General features: G+C 67.1%; 17 protein-coding genes and 2 riboswitches. Of the genes, 10 read left to right on the top strand and 7 right to left on the bottom strand.

The window, feature by feature from the left end; all coding sequences use genetic code 11:
- Positions 1-119 precede the first annotated feature (119 nt).
- From PSV00_RS00705 to PSV00_RS00745, 9 genes are all read left to right on the top strand, one after another.
- Entirely contained in the window at positions 120-800 is a 681-nt protein-coding gene (locus PSV00_RS00705; RefSeq protein ID WP_300443661.1) for a Tat pathway signal sequence domain protein, read from the top strand.
- Positions 797-2,599, top strand: a complete 1,803-nt coding sequence (argS, locus tag PSV00_RS00710) for an arginine--tRNA ligase (protein WP_300443662.1) — start codon at positions 797-799, stop codon at positions 2,597-2,599. Before PSV00_RS00705 ends, argS begins: the two co-directional genes overlap by 4 nt.
- A 32-nt stretch (positions 2,600-2,631) precedes the next feature.
- Positions 2,632-3,645: an adenosine deaminase gene (locus tag PSV00_RS00715; RefSeq protein ID WP_300443664.1), complete on the top strand. Its 1,014-nt coding sequence runs from the start codon at positions 2,632-2,634 to the stop codon at positions 3,643-3,645.
- Between the two features lie 29 nt (positions 3,646-3,674).
- A riboswitch (glycine riboswitch) is annotated at positions 3,675-3,772 on the top strand.
- A 4-nt stretch (positions 3,773-3,776) separates the two neighbouring features.
- A riboswitch (glycine riboswitch) is annotated at positions 3,777-3,887 on the top strand.
- Between the two features lie 56 nt (positions 3,888-3,943).
- Positions 3,944-5,059, top strand: a complete 1,116-nt coding sequence (gcvT, locus tag PSV00_RS00720; RefSeq protein WP_300443665.1) for a glycine cleavage system aminomethyltransferase GcvT — start codon at positions 3,944-3,946, stop codon at positions 5,057-5,059.
- 10 nt (positions 5,060-5,069) lie between these two features.
- Positions 5,070-5,435 (top strand): glycine cleavage system protein GcvH, encoded by a 366-nt coding sequence (gene gcvH, locus PSV00_RS00725; RefSeq protein WP_300443666.1) that lies wholly within the window; start codon positions 5,070-5,072, stop codon positions 5,433-5,435.
- Positions 5,436-5,578: 143 nt separating this feature from the next.
- Positions 5,579-6,925 (top strand): aminomethyl-transferring glycine dehydrogenase subunit GcvPA, encoded by a 1,347-nt coding sequence (gcvPA, locus tag PSV00_RS00730; RefSeq protein WP_300443669.1) that lies wholly within the window; start codon positions 5,579-5,581, stop codon positions 6,923-6,925.
- Positions 6,926-6,945: 20 nt separating this feature from the next.
- A complete protein-coding gene (gcvPB, locus tag PSV00_RS00735) occupies positions 6,946-8,508 on the top strand; it encodes an aminomethyl-transferring glycine dehydrogenase subunit GcvPB (RefSeq protein WP_300444272.1) in 1,563 nt (520 codons plus the stop codon).
- Between the two features lie 217 nt (positions 8,509-8,725).
- Complete coding sequence (locus PSV00_RS00740) at positions 8,726-9,136, top strand: hypothetical protein (protein WP_300443671.1); 411 nt, start codon at positions 8,726-8,728, stop codon at positions 9,134-9,136.
- Between the two features lie 110 nt (positions 9,137-9,246).
- Complete coding sequence (locus PSV00_RS00745; RefSeq protein ID WP_300443673.1) at positions 9,247-9,714, top strand: DUF6789 family protein; 468 nt, start codon at positions 9,247-9,249, stop codon at positions 9,712-9,714.
- A gap of 62 nt (positions 9,715-9,776) precedes the next feature.
- Here PSV00_RS00745 and PSV00_RS00750 read toward each other — a convergent pair whose 3' ends face one another.
- The 6 genes from PSV00_RS00750 to ileS form a co-directional block, all read right to left on the bottom strand.
- Positions 9,777-10,295, bottom strand: a complete 519-nt coding sequence (locus PSV00_RS00750; RefSeq protein ID WP_300443676.1) for a F0F1 ATP synthase subunit B — start codon at positions 10,293-10,295, stop codon at positions 9,777-9,779.
- A 1-nt stretch (position 10,296) separates the two neighbouring features.
- Positions 10,297-10,884 (bottom strand): hypothetical protein, encoded by a 588-nt coding sequence (locus tag PSV00_RS00755; protein ID WP_300443677.1) that lies wholly within the window; start codon positions 10,882-10,884, stop codon positions 10,297-10,299.
- Positions 10,885-10,952: 68 nt separating this feature from the next.
- Positions 10,953-11,216 carry a F0F1 ATP synthase subunit C gene (locus tag PSV00_RS00760; protein ID WP_300443679.1) on the bottom strand — a complete coding sequence of 88 codons (264 nt, stop codon included), beginning with the start codon at positions 11,214-11,216 and terminating at the stop codon, positions 10,953-10,955.
- 47 nt (positions 11,217-11,263) lie between these two features.
- Entirely contained in the window at positions 11,264-12,055 is a 792-nt protein-coding gene (locus PSV00_RS00765) for a F0F1 ATP synthase subunit A (RefSeq protein ID WP_300443681.1), read from the bottom strand.
- Positions 12,056-12,062: 7 nt separating this feature from the next.
- Positions 12,063-12,416, bottom strand: a complete 354-nt coding sequence (locus PSV00_RS00770) for an AtpZ/AtpI family protein (protein ID WP_300443684.1) — start codon at positions 12,414-12,416, stop codon at positions 12,063-12,065.
- 219 nt (positions 12,417-12,635) lie between these two features.
- Positions 12,636-15,560, bottom strand: coding sequence for an isoleucine--tRNA ligase (ileS, locus tag PSV00_RS00775; RefSeq protein ID WP_300443686.1), 2,925 nt, complete (start codon positions 15,558-15,560; stop codon positions 12,636-12,638).
- Between the two features lie 286 nt (positions 15,561-15,846).
- Between ileS and PSV00_RS00780 the strand changes: the two genes are divergently transcribed.
- The gene (locus PSV00_RS00780) at positions 15,847-16,395 is read left to right on the top strand and encodes a DUF3828 domain-containing protein (protein ID WP_300443687.1); all 549 of its coding nucleotides are present in this window, start codon (positions 15,847-15,849) and stop codon (positions 16,393-16,395) included.
- Here the strand turns inward: PSV00_RS00780 and PSV00_RS00785 are convergent.
- Positions 16,385-17,326: a bifunctional riboflavin kinase/FAD synthetase gene (locus tag PSV00_RS00785; RefSeq protein WP_300443689.1), complete on the bottom strand. Its 942-nt coding sequence runs from the start codon at positions 17,324-17,326 to the stop codon at positions 16,385-16,387. The two genes, PSV00_RS00780 and PSV00_RS00785, sit on opposite strands and share 11 nt — an antisense overlap.
- Between the last annotated feature and the right edge of the window lies 1 nt (position 17,327).

Genomic DNA, 17,327 nt, shown 5'->3' on the forward strand with positions numbered 1-17,327 from the left:
CTCCCGGACCAACAGCCGGTGGCGTTTGCCGCGCCTCGCTTTAGCCGCTATCAGACACCAGCGTGTCGGACCGCGTCGGTCCTCGTCGCATTACTCCTCGGTTGCCGGATTTGAACCTGATGCGTCGCGTCCTCCCCGTCCTTGCTGTTTCCGCCCTGATCGCGGGCCTGTTTCCCGCTATGGCCATGGCCCAGATCGCCGGACAAACCGGCGGAATCCCCGGGTCCGGCCGTCCGGGTCAGGACGGTCAGGCCAGCGATACCCCGATCGCGGACACCGGCCCGCGCATCGCCCCGTTGAGCCGTCGCGCCAACGCCGGCCCGTGCCCCTATGTGAAAATTCTCTATGACGCCGCCCGTTACGTCGAACTGACCGACAACCGTGCTGCCACGGCGAACGTCGGCTATACCGGCGAGATCGAGGGGCTGTCGGCGGATTGCGCCTATCGCGGCGACGATCCGATCACCGTGCAGTTGAACGTGTTGTTCAATCTCGGTCGGGGGCCGATGGCCGCCGCCGGACGTCACACCTATCGCTACTGGATCGCCGTGACCGAACGGAACCGCGCGGTACTGGCCAAGACCTATTTCGACCTGCCGGTGGATTTCCGTGGCACCGAGACCGCTTCGGCGACCGAGGAACAGACGATCGTGATTCCACGCGCGGCAGTGACCACGAGCGGTGACAATTTCGAAATCCTGGTCGGCTTCGACGTGACGCCGGAAATGGCCGAATTCAACCGCACCGGCAGTCGGTTCCGCATCAGCGCGGGACAGGCCGAGGCTACCGACCCGCAATGACTGATCTGAAATCGTCGCTGGGCGAAGCGGTCGCAGCCGCCTTCGCCGCCGAAGGCGTGGACGCGGCCCTGGCGCGGGTCACCGTCTCCGACCGGCCCGATCTGGCCGATTTCCAGTCCAACGGGGCCCTGGCCGCGGCCAAGGCCCTGAAGGCCAATCCGCGCGAGCTGGCCGGCCGGGTGGCCGAACGGCTGAAGACCGATCCGCGACTGGCCCTGGTTGAGGTCGCCGGACCAGGCTTCATCAATTTCAAATTGACCGACGCGGCCCTGGCCGAGAGGGCCCGCGATGTGGCCGCCGACAGCGCGATGGCCGGGGCCGCCCCGGTTGACGCCCCGCGCAAGGTGGTCATCGACTATGCCGGGCCCAATGTGGCCAAGCCGATGCACGTCGGTCACCTGCGGTCGTCGATCATCGGCGAGAGTCTGAAGCGGCTTTTCCGTTTCCGCGGCGACACCGTCTGGGGCGACGCCCATTTCGGCGACTGGGGCTTCCAGATGGGGCTGCTGATCGTGGCCGTCGGCGATGAGGGCGGCGCGGCCGGCTTCATGGCCGAGGGGGACGGGCCGTTCCCGACCCAGGCACCGGTGACGCTGGAGGATCTGGAACGGCTGTATCCGGCCGCCGCCACCCGGGCCAAGGACGACATTGAATTCCGCGACCGCGCCCGCAAGGCGACGGCCGAGTTGCAGGCCGGTCGTCCCGGTTATCGCGCCCTGTGGGCCCATTTCGTCGCCGTCAGCCGCACCGCGCTGGAGCGCGAGTTCGGTGCCCTGGGCGTGACCTTTGACTTGTGGAACGGCGAGAGTGACGCCGATCCGGTGATGGCGGGCATGATCGCCGATCTGGAGACCAAGGGCCTGCTGGTCGAGGATGACGGCGCGCGCGTGGTCCACGTCGCCCGACCGGGCGAGACCCGCAAGCGCAAGCTGGCCGACGGCAGTGTGATGGAGGCTCCCAGCCCGCCGCCGCTTCTGGTCATCTCGCGCGACGGCTCGGCTATGTACGGGACCACCGACCTGGCCACCATCGTGGATCGCCGCCAGGTCATCGACCCCGACCTGATCCTCTATGTCGTCGACGAACGGCAGGCCGAGCATTTCGAACAGGTGTTCCGCGCCGCCACCCTGGCCGGCTACGCCACGCCGGGTTCGCTGGAGCATCTGGGCTTCGGCACGATGAACGGGCCCGACGGCAAGCCGTTCAAGACCCGCGCCGGCGGCGTTCTGAAGCTGCACGACCTGATCACCATGGCCACCGAGAAGGCTCGCGCCCGGTTGCAGGAGTCCGGTCTTGGTGCCGACCTGCCGCCGGAAGAGTTCGAGGCCATCGCCCACAAGGTGGCGATCGCGGCGCTGAAATTCGCCGACCTGTCGAACGCCCGCACCACCAGCTACGTCTTCGATCTCGACCGGTTCATGAGCTTCGAGGGCAAGACCGGACCGTATCTGCTGTACCAGGCGGTGCGGATCAAATCCCTGTTGCGCAAGGCAGCCGATCAGGGGGCGACCCCGGCGACCATCGTCGTGGCCGAGCCGGCCGAGCGCGACCTGGCCCTGACGCTGGACGCCTTCGACCAGGCGGTCAGCGATGCCTATGACAAGCGGGCACCGCACCTGCTGGCCGAGCACGCCTATCGTCTGGCGCAGGCGTTTTCCAAATTCTATGCGGCCTGTCCGGTTCTGGTCGCGCCGGACGTGGCCAGCCGGGGCTCGCGTATCGCCCTGTCGCAGGCGGCGCTGGACCAGCTGGAACTGACGCTGAGCCTGCTGGGAATCGACACGCCGGAGCGGATGTAGGTTAGACTGGGGTTTCGTTTCCGGAGTCCGCCATGTCCCTCGACGCCTATATCGCCGGCCTGCCCAAGGCCGAACTGCACCTGCATATCGAGGGCAGCCTCGAGCCCGAGCTGATGTTCGAGCTGGCGCGGCGCAACGGGGTGACGATTCCCTACGACAGCGTCGAGGCCGTGCGTGCGGCCTATGATTTCTCGAACCTGCAGGACTTCCTCGACATCTATTATGCCGGGGCGGCGGTGCTGCTGCATCGCAAGGATTTCGAGGACCTGGCCTTCGCCTATTTCCAGCGCGCGGCGGCGGACAATGTGCGTCACGCCGAAATCTTCTTCGACCCCCAGACCCATACCGAACGCGGCGTGGCCATGGCGACGGTGATCGAGGGGCTGCTGGACGGGATGCGCCGCGCCGAGAGCGAGCTGGGGGTCAGCTCGAAACTGATCCTGTGCTTCCTGCGTCATCTGGACGAGGACGCCGCCTTCGCCACCCTGAAGGCGGCTGAGCCGTGGCTGGACAAGCTCGCCGGGGTCGGGCTGGATTCATCCGAGGTCGGCCATCCACCGTCGAAATTCCAGCGTGTGTTCAACGCCGCCGGGGCCCTGGGCCTGAAACGGGTGGCCCATGCGGGCGAGGAGGGGCCGCCGGCCTATGTGGCAGAGGCGCTGGACCTGCTGCACATCGACCGGCTGGACCACGGCAACCGTTCGCTGGAGGACGCCGGTCTGGTGGCGCGCCTGAAGGCCAGCCAGATGACCCTGACCGTCTGTCCGCTGTCGAACCTGAAACTGTGCGTGGTCGACGACCTGAAGGGCCATCCGGTGCCGGAGATGCTGCGCCAGGGCCTGCACGTGACGCTGAACTCGGACGATCCGGCCTATTTCGGCGGCTATGTGAATGACAACTATCGCCGGCTGGCCGAGGCGGTCGGGCTGACGCGTGACCAGGTCACGACCATCGCCCGGAACAGTTTTGAGGGCTCCTTCCTGACCGCGGCGGAAAAGACCGTCCACATCGCCGAGATCGCGGCCTACAGCGCCCGTTCCGCTTGACTTGAACGCGGAGTCGGGGCCTAGGTCGCGACGCTCTCGCGGGAGAGATCGGGGCCGTTTCGGCGGGCCCGGAGCCGAAGGCGCAACCGCCCCGGAAACGCTCAGGCAAACGGACCGCGAGAACATTCGGACGCTGGAAAGTCGCCCAGGAATTCATTCCGGGGGCGCGCCGACGGAGCAAGGTGACGAACGGGGCCGGATGCCCCTGACGGTGCCGGAATCTCTCAGGCTTCAGGACAGCGGGGGCGCGAGGACGGCGGAGCTTTCCGCCTCAGTACGCGACTCTGAAAGACTGATGATGACCGACGCCACCCTCAAGACCACTGCCCTGAACGCCGCGCACCGTGCCCTGGGGGCGCGCATGGTCGGCTTTGGCGGCTATGACATGCCGGTCCAGTATGAAGGCGTGCTTGCCGAGCACCGCTGGACTCGCGAGCACGCCGGACTGTTCGACGTGTCGCACATGGGCCAGTGCAAGATTACCGGCGCGGATGCCGTGGCCCAGTTCGAACGGTTCGTGCCGGGCGACTATGCGATCCTGAAGGCCGGACGGCAGAAATACTCGCTGCTGCTGAACGCAGAAGGCGGCATTATGGATGACCTGATGGCCGGTCGTCCTGACCATGACGGTCTCTATGTCGTGGTCAACGCCGGCAACAAGGACGCCGACTTTGCCTTCCTGAAAGCCAATCTGTCCGGGGACGCGACTCTGACGGTGCTGGAAGACCGGTCTCTGATCGCCATTCAGGGCCCCGAGGCCGCCGAGGTCATGCTGGCCCACGAACCCGTGCTGGCCGAGTTCGGCTTCATGGACTGCGCCCGGCTGATGCTGTTCGGGGTCGACTGTTTCATCTCGCGATCGGGCTATACCGGCGAGGACGGCTATGAAATCTCTGTGCCGAACGCCGATGCCGAGCGCGTCTGGACCGAAATTCTCAAGGATGCGCGGGTCAAGCCGATCGGCCTCGGCGCGCGGGACTCCCTGCGTCTGGAAGCCGGCCTGCCGCTGCATGGCCACGATATCGACGCCTCCACCAGCCCGGTCGAGGGAGCGCTGACCTTTGCCCTGTCAAAGTCGCGCATGGAACGCGCCGACTTCAACGGTGCGGACCGCATCCTCAAGGAACTGGCTGACGGCCCGGCCCGTGTCCGTGTCGGCCTCAGCGTCAAGGAAGGGGCTCCGGCCCGCGAGGGGGCCGAGATTGCCGACCTGGAAGGCCATGTGATCGGCACGGTCACCTCGGGCGGGCCGTCGCCGACCCTGGGCCGTAACATCGCCATGGGCTATGTGGCCCCGGCCTTTGCCGCACTGGGCACCGACCTGAAGGTCATCGTGCGCGGCAAGCCCGCCGCAGCCGAGGTCGTGGCCATGCCCTTCGTCGCCCAACGCTATTATCGCAAACCCAAGGTCTAGGATCATCACAATGCGCTTCACCAAGGATCACGAGTGGGTTCGTCTCGAAGGCGACGTCGCCACGGTCGGCATCACCAAACACGCGGCCGAGGCCCTGGGCGACGTCGTGTTCGTCGAGACCCCGGAAGCCGGCAAGACCGTCGCCCAGGGTGACGGCTTTGCCGTCGTCGAGAGCGTCAAGGCCGCTTCGGACGTCTATGCCCCGGTTTCGGGTGAGGTGATCGAGAGCAATGCCGTGCTGGCCTCGGCCCCGGAGACCGTCAATGCCGATCCCGAGGGTGAGGGCTGGTTCGGCAAGATCAAGGTGTCGGATGCCGCCCAGATCGACGCCCTGATGGACCGCGCCGCCTATGACGCGTTCGTCGCCACGCTTTAATGCCTGACGCCGCCTATCCCGGCGAAAGCCGGGACCCGGCCCCTGTGGGGGCCGGGATATGGGATGAGCGGCGGGCCTGTCTGGCGATACTGATCGCCCAAAACACTGGGTCCCGGCATTTGCCGGGATGAGCGGAATAGAACATGCGCTACCTGCCCCTGACCCCCGATGACCGATCCGCCATGCTGGCGGCGATCGGCGTGACATCAATCGATGATCTGTTCGTGGATGTGCCCCAGGCGGCGCGGCGCGTCGGCTTCGTCGACCTGCCGCCCGTGTCGGGCGAGATGGAGGTCGAGCGGGCCCTGTCGGCGCTGGCGGCGAAGAATGTCGCGGCGGGGTCCGTACCCTTCTTCTGCGGGGCCGGGGCCTATCGCCACCATGTGCCGGCCACGGTCGATCATGTGATCCAGCGCTCGGAATTCCTGACCAGCTACACCCCCTACCAGCCCGAGATCGCCCAGGGGACGCTGCAGTATCTGTATGAGTTCCAGACTCAGGTCGCGAACCTGACCGGGATGGAGGTGGCCAATGCCTCGCTCTATGACGGATCGACGGCGATGGCCGAGGGCGTGCTGATGGCCACCCGGGTAACCCGCCGCAACAAGGCGGTGATCTCGGGCGGGGTGCATCCGCATTATGTCCAGGCGACCGAGACCGTGGTCCACGCCGTCGGTGTCGAGACCCAGGTCCTGGCCGCCGCAGTCGACGCCGAGGCCGCCGTGATCGACCAGATCGGCCCGGATACGGCCTGTGTCGTCGTCCAGACCCCGAATGTGTTCGGCACCGCCACCGATGTGACGAAGATCGCCGAGGCGGCCCATGCCGCCGGGGCCCTTCTGATCGTGGTGGTGACCGAGGCCGTATCGATGGGGCTGCTGAAGTCGCCGGGCGAGATGGGGGCCGACATCGTCGCCGCCGAGGGCCAGTCGATCGGCAATGCCCTGAACTATGGCGGACCCTATATCGGCCTGTTCGCCTGTCGTGAAAAACTGATCCGCCAGATGCCGGGTCGCCTGACCGGCGAGACCGTCGACGCCGACGGCGAGCGGGGCTTCGTCCTGACCCTGTCGACGCGCGAGCAGCATATCCGCCGCGACAAGGCGACCTCGAACATCTGCACCAATTCCGGGCTGTGCTGCCTGGCCTTCAGCATCCACATGACCCTGCTGGGAGAGACCGGCCTGCGCCGTCTGGCCCTGCTGAACCACGAGACCGCCGTGGCCACCCGCGACGCCCTCGCGGCCATCCCTGGCGTCGAAATCCTGACGGGGAGGTTCTTCAACGAGTTCGCGGTCAGGCTGCCCAAGCCCGCCGCCGCCGTGGTCGAGATCCTGGCCGGCCAGGGCGTACTGGCCGGCGTGCCCTACAGCCGTCTGGCTCCCGGGGCCGGGCTGGACGACGTCCTGCTGGTCGCCGCGACCGAGACCACCACCACAGCCGATATCAAGAGCCTTGCCGATGCGCTGACGCGCGTTCTGGCTGCCTGAGGGATCCGATCATGAGCACCATGAACACCGTCGGCCGCCCGACCACGCCGAATGCCGTCGAGACCAAACCCGCCACCCTGACCGGGGGCCGCGGTCTGTTGCAGAACGAGATGTTGATCTTCGAACGTGACGGCTGGGGCAAGACCGGGGTCGATCTGGCCGCGCCCAAGACCGACGGCGGCGACCTGGGCGATCTGGTGCGCAAGGATCCGATCGGCCTGCCCGGACTGAGCGAGCCCGAGACCATGCGCCACTATGTCCGGCTGTCGCAGAAGAACCACGCCATCGACCTGGCCATCTATCCGCTGGGCTCGTGCACGATGAAGCACAATCCGCGCCTGAACGAGAAGATGGCGCGGCTGGCAGGCTTTGCCGACATCCACCCGCTGCAGCCGGTCTCCACCGTGCAGGGCGCGCTGGACCTGATGGACCAGCTGGCCCACTGGCTGAAGACCCTGACCGGCATGCCGGCGGTGGCCATGTCGCCCAAGGCCGGGGCCCACGGTGAACTGTGCGGCCTGATGACCATCCGCGCTGCCCATGAGGCTTCCGGCGAGCACGCCAAACGCCGCAAGGTGCTGGTGCCGACCTCGGCCCACGGCACCAACCCGGCCACGGCCGCCTTCGTCGGCTATACGGTGGTCGAGGTGAAGCAGACCGAGGACGGTCGCGTCGATGTGGCGGATCTGGCGTCCAAGCTGGGCGACGACGTCGCCGCCATCATGGTGACCAATCCCAACACCTGCGGCCTGTTCGAGCGCGACATCATCGAGATCGCGCGGCTGACCCATGAGGCTGGGGCCTATTTCTACTGCGACGGGGCCAATTTCAACGCCATCGTCGGCCGGGTGCGTCCCGGCGACCTCGGCGTCGATGCCATGCACATCAACCTGCACAAGACCTTCTCGACGCCGCACGGCGGCGGCGGGCCCGGTGCCGGGCCGGTGGTGTTGTCGGCGGCGCTCGCCCCGTTCGCCCCGGCCCCCTGGGTCGTCAGTGACGGTGACGGCTTCAAACTGGTCGAACGGGCCGAGGACGAGGCCGTCCAGGCGTTCGGCCGCCTGTGCGCCTTCAACGGCCAGATGGGGATGTTCGTGCGGGCCCTGTCCTACATGATGAGCCACGGCACCGACGGCCTGCGTCAGGTGGCCGAGGATGCGGTGCTGAACGCCAACTACATCAAGGCGCGGCTGTCGGACGTGATGAGCGCCGCCTTCCCGGACGGTCCTTGCATGCACGAGGCCCTGTTCGACGACGAATGGCTGAAGGGCACGGACGTGACCACGCTCGACTTCGCCAAGGCGATGATCGACGAGGGCTTCCACCCGATGACCATGTATTTCCCCCTGGTCGTCCACGGAGCCATGCTGATAGAGCCGACCGAGACCGAGTCGAAGCAGGAGCTGGACCGCTTCATCCACGCCATGCGGGCCCTCGCGGAGGCCGCCAAGGCCGGGGATGTCGACCGGTTCAAGGGGGCCCCGTTCCATGCGCCGCTTAAGCGTCTGGATGAAACCCGTGCGGCCCGGGCCCCCCGGTTGCGCTGGAGTGCGCCCGAAGGCTCGAACAGCGCCGCGGCATAGGCGGGCACGGGCCGCTGTCCTGTGGCGGATCAGCCACGGGGCAGGGGTGGTCGACGGTGTCTTACAGAAGGTTCATCGGGTCGCCACGGTTCGGCCTTGGAACGGTCTGTAAACATCGTTGTGGCAAGGTCATCACGGTCGGCGAGTCGTCGTCGGTCAGGATGAACCCGGAGCGATCCGGGGCGTTGCCAGTAACCCCGCCTGAGACCGACCCATCGTGACCCTCGCCATGTCCTTTTCCGAGCCTTATGTCCGCTTTCGGCGGTCGGCACCGGTGTTCGACCGGGCGCTGCGCTGGGGCCAGATGGCGGCGGGCGTCGGCCTGTTCCTGGCCGGCATCGCAATCGCACCTCTGCCCGGCCCTCTGGGTGTGCCGGTGTCGATGTTGGGCCTGGCCATGGTCCTGAAAAACTCCTACTGGGCCAAGCGCCAATTCATCCGGGTCCAGCGCAAGCGGCCCAAATTCGTCTATCCGTTCCGCCGCCTGCTGCGTAAGAATCCGGAGTTCGCCCCGGTGTTCTGGCAACAGGCGCTTCGGGCCGAAAAGCTGGTGTTGAAGCGCACCAACCGGGTCCTGTCGCGGTTGCGGAAGTCCGCCCGCCGCCAGATCCGCAAGATGAGCCGCTAGAGCCTCCCGCTTCCGCGCACGCAAATGTGAACGGCGTTACGCCTGACAGGCGTATGCTTTCCCGTGCGGAAATCAGCGAAACTCAGCGTTGGGAGGCGCTAGATGTTATGATGTCACGCGTACAAAAAGGCATGATCGCCGGCCTGTTGGCCACGGTGGCGGTTTCGGTTCTCGAACTCGTCAATGTCCTGTTTCTCAAATGGTTTGACGCTTTCCCGGCGGTGCTGGCCCACCTGATCGGCATGGACGGCAACCTGTCCGTCGGCTGGGCCGTTCATCTGCTGACGGGCACGGTGATCCTCGGGCCGCTGTTCGGGATCCTGTACAGCCGGTTGCCCACATCCACACCGGAAACCAAGGGGATCGCCTTCGCGGTCGGCTCCTGGGTCCTGTTGATGCTGGTCATCATCATGATCGGCGATCCGCGCACCTTCACCGGCCCGACGGGCTTTGGTGTGGTCGGCTGGATGCTGCTCACCCATGCGGTGTTCGGCGTGGTCCTGGGCAATGTCTACGCCCGGATGATCGCCCGTGAGCGACACGTTCAGACCGCCATCGACGGTGCCACGGCGCACTGAAACGACAAGGGCCCCGCCGGTTACCCGGCGGGGCCCTGATCGGGAAGCGTGTGGCGCGCGACCTAGTTCAGGCGGTTGCCGATCTGGGCGATCGCGGCGTCGACCAGCGGGTCCTTGGTCTGACCGGCCAGACGGGCAGCGAGGATCTGTTCGGCGGCCTTGGCGGCCAGGTCGGCGGCGGCGGCCTTGACCTCGGCCGTGGCCTGGGCCTCGGCCTGGGCGATGCGTTGCTCGGCGAGGGCCTGACGACGCGTCAGGGTCTCTTCCAGCTTGGCCTTGGCCTCGGTCTCCATGATGCGGGCGTCGGCCTCGGCGGCGACCAGCATCTGGGCGGCCTGGGCCTCGGCCTCGACCTTCTCGGCGCGGATCTGCTTCAGCAGGGCCTCAGCCTCGGTGCGCAGCCGGGTGGCCTCATCGAGCTCGCCCTGGATTTTCGCGGCCGTGGCGTCGAGATGACCGGCGATCAGTTTAGGGACGCCGGCCAGCACCAGGATGCCGAGGAACAGGACCAGGCCGACGCCGACCCAAAGTTCGGGGTTCTGGAGGTTCCAGAATTCGGCCCATTCAAAGAACATGTTCATGTCAGGCGGCTCCCTTGACGGCCGCGGCGATCTCAGCGGCACCGGCCTTGGTGCCGGTCAGGCGCTCGACGATGGCGGCGGCCGTGTCGGCCGCGATGGTGGAAACATTGGTCATGGCCGCGTCACGCGTCTTGCCGATGGCGGTTTCGGCCTCGGCAATGCGGGCATTGACGACGGCTTCCTCGACGGCACCGCGACGGGCGGCCTCGTCAGCGACACGGGTCTTGGCGGCAGTGGCCATGGAACGCGAGGTGGCGCGGGCCTCGGCAACCTCGGCCTTGGCGATCTCGGCCTGGCCGGCGGCTTCAGTTTGAACCTTGCGGGCCGTTTCCACCGCCGTGGCGATGGTCGAGGCGCGCTGATCGATGACGCCGCGCAGACGCGGGGCGAAGACCCGGGAAATCAGCAGGTAGAGGGCGACGAACAGGACGATCAGCCAGACGATCTGGCCGAACCAGTGCTGGAACTCGAACTGGGGCAGGCCGCCGCCTTCGGCCTCGTGCGAGGCTTCGGTCGAGGCATGGGTATCCGCCACGTCGAGCGGGGACGGGACCTCGGAATGAAGAACGGTATCAGGTGCAGGGGCCATGGGTCGTCTGTCTTGAAATCAGGCGCGACGGCGTGACCCTCAGGGACCACGCCGTCGCCGGAACGGGATCAGCCGTAGAAGATCAGGATGCCGAGCACGAAGGCGAGAATGCCCAGGGCTTCGGCGAGGGCGGCGCCCACGAACAGGTTGCCGATCTGGCTGCCGGCAGCCGACGGGTTGCGCAGGGCACCCGAGAGGAAGTTGCCGAAGATGTTGCCGACGCCGATGCCGGCACCGATCATACCGAGGGTGGCGAGGCCGGCACCGATGGCCTTGGCAGCGTCGACGGTAGCGGCGGCGGCCTCGACGGCCTGGGCGGGATCCACTTGCATTGTATTAGTCCTGTTGGTCGTTGGTTGGCGAGAAAGACAGGTCGGGCCTAGTGGCCGTGACCCAGATTGACCACGTCATTGAGATAGACGCAGGTCAGAACAGCGAAAACGAAGGCCTGAAGGAAGGCCACGAGGAACTCCAGCGCGGTCAGGCCGACGACCATGCCCAGCGACAGGGCTGCGCCCGGAATGCCGAGATAGCCGAGGCCGCCCGAGGCCGCCAGTCCGCCCAGGGCGACGATGAAGCCGGCGAAGACCTTCAGCGCCACGTGACCGCCCAGCATATTGCCGAACAGACGAAGGGCGAGGGTGATGGGGCGCAGCAGGAAGGAGACGAACTCGATCGGCACCACCAGGAACAGAACCGGCCACGGCACGCCCGACGGCACGAACAGCTTGAAGAAGCCGATGCCGTGTTTGGCGAAGCCGATGATCAGCACCAGGCCGATGGTCAGCAGGGCGAAGGTGCCCGTCACGGCCAGCTGCGAGGTGGCGGTGAAGCTGAGGAACAGACCCAGCAGGTTCATGGCCAGGATGAAGGTGAAGACGGTGAAGATGAAGGGGAAGAGGGCCTTGCCCTCATGGCCGATGATCGATTCGGCCAGATCATCGATCATGCCGAACAAGGCCTCGCCTGCGGCCTGCATCCGGCCGGGCACAACCTGGGCCTTGGCGGTCACCAGGGACAGGAACAGGACCACCAGGCCGAAGGCCACGGTCATGGCCAGATGGGAGTTGGTCACGGCGAGGTGCACCGTGCCGATGATCGGCAGGGTGACGTCACCGAAATCCAGGCCCGGGAGGGACTGGATCTGGAACTGATGAATCGGATCGGCCATCGGGTCCTTAGTCTTCTTCGTCTTCGTCGAACGGAACCGACTTCGGTTCGCCCTCGAGTTTTGCCTGCGCCATCAGACGATTCGCCGTCAGGCGCGCCATCCAGATCGAAACGACGAAGCCCAGAAGGACACCGCCGATAATGCCCGCGGGGGCGGTTCCGAAGAACCGGTCCACGAGAAAGCCCGCCGCCAGACCAACAAACACACCGCCAAACAGGTCGGCGAGGATACGCCACGCCTGACTGGCGGCCGCATGACCCGCTGCCTGATGCTCCGGCCGCGCGGTTCGCGCTTCGAGAGCCGAGGCGCTGTCGTTGAGGCGTTTGATCGCCTCTTCGCGCGATTCCTTGGGCAGGGACATGGGTTGTTTTGCTCAGCGTTCCGACAGGGCCGGTACGGGTCTGAATTCGGCGCGGAACCTATAGGCGAGGGGGGCGAAGGTCAAGGCGGGAGGGACGTGCATCAAGGTCCTGAAAACCCGCAGGATTGTTGCGTGTCCCGCTGGGTGTGACGAAGGGTCATGCGCTGCGAGGTGTCGCGGGCATTGATCCCGCCCCTCTCCCCCGCGGAGGAGGGGGGTTCAGGTAGCGTGCGTGCTGTCCCACCAGCGCACCGCGTCGGCGTCACGGGCGCTGAGCTCGGGGTAGACGGGGTCGGAGCCGACGTCAGGGACCCGGCGCCAGGAACGGGCGCATTTGGGATGGTCGGCCAGTTTGACCTGGACGCTGACGGTATCGCCGCCGGTGACCAGTTCGGCCCCCGAGGTGCGGAACACCTCGGCCGGGTCCAGGCCTTCGAAGGCGGCGAAAGCCCCGGCCGGGCCGGTGACGACCGGCCAGGCGTCCAGGGCCCCGCCGATGGTCTTGGCGCGGCGCGACTCTTCCAGCGCCTCGTTGACGACCTCGAGCACGGTCTCGACCGTCTCCCAGCGGCGGGCCTCGTCGGCGTTCTTCCACGCGGCCGGGGTCTCGGGGATGACCCGCAGGCAGTTGGTGCCGGCGTCCGGATAGCGGGTGGTCCAGGCCTCCTCCATGGTGAAGGGGGTCAGGGGAGCCAGCCAGGCGGTCAGGCGGAGGAAGACCTCATGCATGACGGTACGGGCGGCGCGGCGACGGATCGCGTCGGGCCGGTCGCAATAGAGGCTGTCCTTGCGGATGTCGAAATACAGGGAGGACAGGTCGTTGGAGCAGAACTCCAGCACCGGGCGGACCACGTCCTGGAAACGGTAGTCGGCATAGGCGTCGCGCACCTGGCCATCCAGTTCCCACAGGCGGTGCAGGATGAATTTCTCCAGCGGCGGCATCTGGTCCAGCGGCAGGCGTTCGGCCTCGTCGAAATCGGCCACGGCCCCCAGCAGGTAGCGGACGGTGTTGCGCAGCTTGCGATAGGCATCGACCGTGGTCTGCAGGATCTGCTTCCCGATCCGCTGGTCCTCGGCGTAGTCCACGAGTGCGACCCAGAGACGCAGGATGTCGGCCCCCGACTCCTTGATGATGACGGCCGGGTCGGTGGTGTTGCCCCTGGACTTGGACATCTTCTCCCCGTTCTCGTCCTGGGTGAAGCCGTGGGTCAGCACGGCCTCATAGGGCGCGCGGCCACGGGTGCCGCAGCCTTCGAGCAGGTTGGACTGGAACCAGCCGCGATGCTGGTCCGAGCCCTCGAGATACAGGTCGGCGGGCCAGTGTGACGGGCGGTCGCCGACATAGCCCAGGGCCGGCACGCGCGGCTCCAGGGTGAAGGCGTGGGTGCAGCCGGAGTCGAACCAGACGTCGAGGATGTCGCCGATCTTCTCGTAGCGTTTCGGGTCGTGGCTGCCGAGGAAGTCTGAATCGGGGCGGTCAAACCAGGCGTCGGCCCCGCCCTCGGTGATGGCCGCCAGGATGCGGGCATCGACCGTGTCGTCATGCAGGGGCTGGCCGGTTTCCTTGTCGACGAACATGGCGAGTGGCGTGCCCCAGGCGCGCTGGCGGCTGACCAGCCAGTCGGGCCGGCCCTCGACCATCGAACGGATGCGGTTCTTGCCGGCGACCGGATGGAAGGCGGTGGCGTCGATGGCCGTCAGGGCCTTGTCGCGCAGGGTGTCGCCGTCCTTCAGGGGTTCGTCCATGCGGATGAACCACTGCGGGGTGTTGCGGAAGATGATCGGGGCCTTGGAGCGCCAGCTGTGCGGATAGGAATGCTCCATCCGGCCGCGGGCCAGCAGGGTGCCGGCCTCGATCAGCTTCTCCATCACCGCCGGATTGGCGGGCCCGAATTTACCGGTCTTCTTGCCTTCGGTCTCCAGCACCTTGAGGCCGGCGAACAGGGGGACGGACGGATAGTAGGCCCCCTCGGCGTCGACCGTGTCCGGCACTTCGTGATGGCCGTGGGCCTTCCAGACGTCGAAGTCGTCGGCCCCGTGGCCCGGGGCGGTGTGGACGAAGCCGGTACCGGCGTCGTCGGTGACATGGTCGCCGGCCAGCAGGGGCACGGAGAAGCCGTAGCCGGACGACAGGGCCGCCAGCGGGTGGGCGCATTCCAGGCCCGACGGATTGATCGTGTCCAGCCGGGTCCAGGTCGCAATCTTCGCGGCCTTGAAGACCTCTTCGGCCAGCTTGTCGGCGAGGATCAGCCGGTCGCCCGGCCTGGCCCAGGGTTCGAACTCCAGCCCGGTCTCCATCGCCGTGACCTCATACAGGCCATAGGCGATCTCGGGGCCGTAGCTGATGGCGCGGTTGGCCGGGATGGTCCAGGGCGTGGTGGTCCAGATGACGATCGACGGATTGGCATGGCGGAAGGCCAGCAGGTCATCGGGATGATCGTCGGTCGCGCCGGTGACCGGGAATTTGACCCAGATCGTCGGGCTGACGTGGTCGTGGTATTCGATCTCGGCATCGGCCAGGGCCGTGCGCTCGACCGGCGACCACATGACCGGCTTGGAGCCGCGGTACAGCTGGCCTGAATTCTTGAATTTGTGGAACTCGCGGACGATGGCGGCCTCGGTGCCGAAATCCATCGTGGCGTAGCGGTTGTCCCAGTCGGCGGTGATGCCGAGGCGTTTGAACTGGTCGCGCTGTACGTCGATCCAGCCGGCGGCGTATTCGCGGCAGGCGGCGCGGAATTCGGCCTTGGAGACCTCGTCCTTGCGCTTGCCCTGGCTGCGGAAGCGTTCCTCGATCTTCCATTCGATCGGCAGGCCGTGGCAGTCCCAGCCGGGAACGTAGTCGACGTCATAGCCGAGCAGGAAACGGCTGCGGACGACGAAATCCTTCAGCGTCTTGTTGAGGGCATGGCCGATGTGGATGTCGCCGTTGGCATAGGGGGGACCGTCGTGCAGCACGTACAGCGGGGCCTTCTGCGCCTGACGGGCGGCGCGCAGGGTGGCGTACAGGTCGCCCCATTTTTCGAGGATCAGCGGTTCCTTCTGGGGCAGGCCGCCGCGCATCGGGAAGGGCGTTTCGGGCAGGAAGACCGTCTCGCGATAGTCGCGGCCGGTGGGGGACTCGGGAGTTTTGGCGTCGGCCATGCGGTGTCTCGGCGTGTTCAGGGTGATCGTTCGCAGGTCATTCGGGTGCGCCGACGGCCGGCTGGCCGACTGACGCATCAGGTTCGATCCCGGCGTATGCGAGGCCGAGGCCTCAACCCCCGTCTTCGGGGATCTTACGCCGGGCGGCTAATCGAAATCGGGCGAAGGACGCGGACGGTCATGGTTCGGGCGGTCTAGCAGAGGGGCGGGGGGCTGCGCCATACCCGTGTGCGCCTTGCCAGCGGGGGAGGGGGACGGGATAGTGGGGCGACAGGGGAGATTTCGCATGCGTGTTCCGTTTTCGGCCGTTCCGTTCGCTCTCGCCGCCCTGGCGGGGCTGGCTGCCTGTTCCGATCATCAGCCGGAGCAGATCCGGCCTGCCGCCGAGCTGGTCGCGGCCCTGCCGCCGGGGCGACCGGCCATCTATGCCGCGGCGCTGGAGGGGCCGGAGCCGTTCGTGCGGGCCCTTTATGCCGTTTACGCCGGGGACGGCCGGGGGCTGGAGCCGTTGCCGCCGGGGCGGGACCCGATCTACGGGCGGACGCTGAACGCCATGATCGGGGCCGATTTCCGCAAGGCGGACGGGGAGGCCCCCTTTCTGAACCACGACCCGATCTGCGGCTGTCAGGACAGCAGCGGGCTGGTGCTCGAGTCGGTGGTGGTGACCGAGAGCGGGGCGACGACGGCCGAGGCGGCGGTGGTGTTCTCCAATCTGGGCGAGACTCACCGGCAGACGCTGAAACTGATGAAGGAGGGCCAGTCGTGGCGGGTCGTTGACGTTCTGGTCCCCGGTCAGCCGCCGCTGACGGAGCAGTTGCTGAAGGTCATCGACTAGCCCCGAGCACCGCGCGGGCGGCGACGGCATCGGCGGCGATCTGGACTTTCAGCGGTTCCAGACCGTCGAAATTCATTTCGCCGCGCAGGCGGGCGATCAGGTCGGTCTCCAGGCTCTGGCCGTAGAGGTCGCCGTCGAAATCGAACAGCCAGACCTCGAGCATCGGCTGTTCGGTCTCGAACATCGGCCGGATGCCGAGATTGGCGACGCCGTCGATGACCCGGCCGTCCTCAAGGCGGCTGCGGGTGGCGTAGATGCCATAGGCCGGGCGCATATAGTCGCCCAGCGGGACATTGGCGGTCGGCACGCCGATGGTGCGGCCGCGCTTGTCGCCGTGCACGACCGCGCCGGCGATGGCGAAAGGGCGGCCGAGAATGGCGGCGGCGCGATCCATGTCCCCGGCCTTCAGGGCCTCGCGCACGGCACTGGACGATAGTTTCAGCCCGTTGGGATCATCGAGCCGGTCGGCGACCGAGGCGCTGAAGCCGAGGTCGGTGCCGTAGCGGCGCAGGGCCTCGGGCGACCCGGTCCGGCCCTTGCCGAAGGTGAAGTCGAACCCGACGGCGGCGTGGCGAATCCCCAGTCCCGAAGCCAGCACCTCCCGCGCAAAGGCTTCATCCGACATGGCGGCCATGTCGGCGTCGAAGGGCAGCAGGTAGAGGCGGTCGACGCCCAGCGGTTCGAGGGCGCGGGCCATCTGGTCGGGGGTCATCAGGCGGAAGGGGGCGGCGTCGGGCTGGAACCAGCGGCGCGGGTGGGGGTCGAAACTGACCACGGCCAGCGGCACCTTGAGGTCGCGGGCGGCGGCGCGGGCCGTGGCGATCACGGCCTGGTGGCCGCGATGGACGCCGTCGAAGGCCCCGATGGCGACCGCGGCCCCCTTCTGGTCAGGGGTCAGGTCGCGCCAGTCGCGGATGACCTCGACCGGCATG

Origin of the sequence: Brevundimonas sp. (genome assembly GCF_029945885.1) — a bacterium.
Classification (GTDB): Bacteria; Pseudomonadota; Alphaproteobacteria; order Caulobacterales; family Caulobacteraceae; genus Brevundimonas.

What these genes read in the sequence shown, in the direction of transcription:
- PSV00_RS00705 (WP_300443661.1), top strand. Translation starts at nt 120, where the DNA reads ATGCGTCGCGTCCTCCCCGTCCTTGCTGTTTCCGCCCTGATCGCGGGC.
- argS (WP_300443662.1), top strand. Translation starts at nt 797, where the DNA reads ATGACTGATCTGAAATCGTCGCTGGGCGAAGCGGTCGCAGCCGCCTTC.
- PSV00_RS00715 (WP_300443664.1), top strand. Translation starts at nt 2,632, where the DNA reads ATGTCCCTCGACGCCTATATCGCCGGCCTGCCCAAGGCCGAACTGCAC.
- gcvT (WP_300443665.1), top strand. Translation starts at nt 3,944, where the DNA reads ATGACCGACGCCACCCTCAAGACCACTGCCCTGAACGCCGCGCACCGT.
- gcvH (WP_300443666.1), top strand. Translation starts at nt 5,070, where the DNA reads ATGCGCTTCACCAAGGATCACGAGTGGGTTCGTCTCGAAGGCGACGTC.
- gcvPA (WP_300443669.1), top strand. Translation starts at nt 5,579, where the DNA reads ATGCGCTACCTGCCCCTGACCCCCGATGACCGATCCGCCATGCTGGCG.
- gcvPB (WP_300444272.1), top strand. Translation starts at nt 6,946, where the DNA reads ATGAACACCGTCGGCCGCCCGACCACGCCGAATGCCGTCGAGACCAAA.
- PSV00_RS00745 (WP_300443673.1), top strand. Translation starts at nt 9,247, where the DNA reads ATGTCACGCGTACAAAAAGGCATGATCGCCGGCCTGTTGGCCACGGTG.
- PSV00_RS00750 (WP_300443676.1), bottom strand. Translation starts at nt 10,295, where the DNA reads ATGAACATGTTCTTTGAATGGGCCGAATTCTGGAACCTCCAGAACCCC.
- PSV00_RS00755 (WP_300443677.1), bottom strand. Translation starts at nt 10,884, where the DNA reads ATGGCCCCTGCACCTGATACCGTTCTTCATTCCGAGGTCCCGTCCCCG.
- PSV00_RS00760 (WP_300443679.1), bottom strand. Translation starts at nt 11,216, where the DNA reads ATGCAAGTGGATCCCGCCCAGGCCGTCGAGGCCGCCGCCGCTACCGTC.
- PSV00_RS00765 (WP_300443681.1), bottom strand. Translation starts at nt 12,055, where the DNA reads ATGGCCGATCCGATTCATCAGTTCCAGATCCAGTCCCTCCCGGGCCTG.
- PSV00_RS00770 (WP_300443684.1), bottom strand. Translation starts at nt 12,416, where the DNA reads ATGTCCCTGCCCAAGGAATCGCGCGAAGAGGCGATCAAACGCCTCAAC.
- ileS (WP_300443686.1), bottom strand. Translation starts at nt 15,560, where the DNA reads ATGGCCGACGCCAAAACTCCCGAGTCCCCCACCGGCCGCGACTATCGC.
- PSV00_RS00780 (WP_300443687.1), top strand. Translation starts at nt 15,847, where the DNA reads ATGCGTGTTCCGTTTTCGGCCGTTCCGTTCGCTCTCGCCGCCCTGGCG.
- PSV00_RS00785 (WP_300443689.1), bottom strand. Translation starts at nt 17,326, where the DNA reads ATGCCGGTCGAGGTCATCCGCGACTGGCGCGACCTGACCCCTGACCAG.